General features: G+C 44.8%; 1 protein-coding gene. It reads left to right on the top strand.

Annotation, left to right across the window (positions count from 1 at the left end; translation table 11 throughout):
* Nucleotides 1–797: elongation factor Tu (locus P20311_RS00970; RefSeq protein WP_036984578.1), on the top strand; the 797-nt coding region annotated here is incomplete at both ends.

Genomic DNA, 797 nt, shown 5'->3' with positions numbered 1-797 from the left:
CACATCCTACTTTCTCGCCAAGTTGGCGTTCCTTACATCGTTGTGTTCATGAACAAATGTGACATGGTTGATGATGAAGAGCTACTTGAGCTAGTAGAAATGGAAGTTCGTGAACTTCTTTCTGAATACGACTTCCCAGGTGATGACTTACCACTAATTCAAGGTTCTGCACTTAAAGCACTTGAAGGCGAAGAGCAATGGGAAGCTAAAATCATTGAGCTTGCAGAAGCACTTGATTCTTACATTCCAGAGCCAGAGCGTGACATCGATAAGCCATTCATCATGCCTATCGAAGACGTTTTCTCAATCCAAGGTCGTGGTACTGTTGTAACTGGCCGTGTTGAAGCTGGTATCATCAACGTGAATGACGAAGTTGAAATCGTTGGTATCAAGGACACTACTAAGTCTACTTGTACTGGTGTTGAGATGTTCCGTAAGCTTCTTGACGAAGGTCGTGCTGGTGAGAACATTGGTGCACTTCTACGTGGTACTAAGCGTGAAGACGTTGAACGTGGTCAAGTACTAGCTAAGCCTGGTTCAATCAAGCCACACACTACATTCACTTCAGAAGTATACGTACTTTCGAAAGATGAAGGTGGTCGTCATACTCCATTCTTCAAAGGTTACCGTCCACAGTTCTACTTCCGTACAACTGACGTAACTGGTGACGTACAGTTACCAGAAGGCGTAGAAATGGTAATGCCTGGTGATAACGTTAAGATGACAGTAACTCTAATCGCGCCAATCGCGATGGACGAAGGTCTTCGTTTCGCTATCCGTGAAGGTGGCCGTACTGT

The sequence above is a fragment of the Pseudoalteromonas sp. BSi20311 genome (assembly GCF_000239875.1).
Classification (GTDB): domain Bacteria; phylum Pseudomonadota; class Gammaproteobacteria; order Enterobacterales; family Alteromonadaceae; genus Pseudoalteromonas.
Note: the sequence above shows the minus strand (reverse complement) of the source record. Positions and strands in the feature narration are given on the sequence as shown.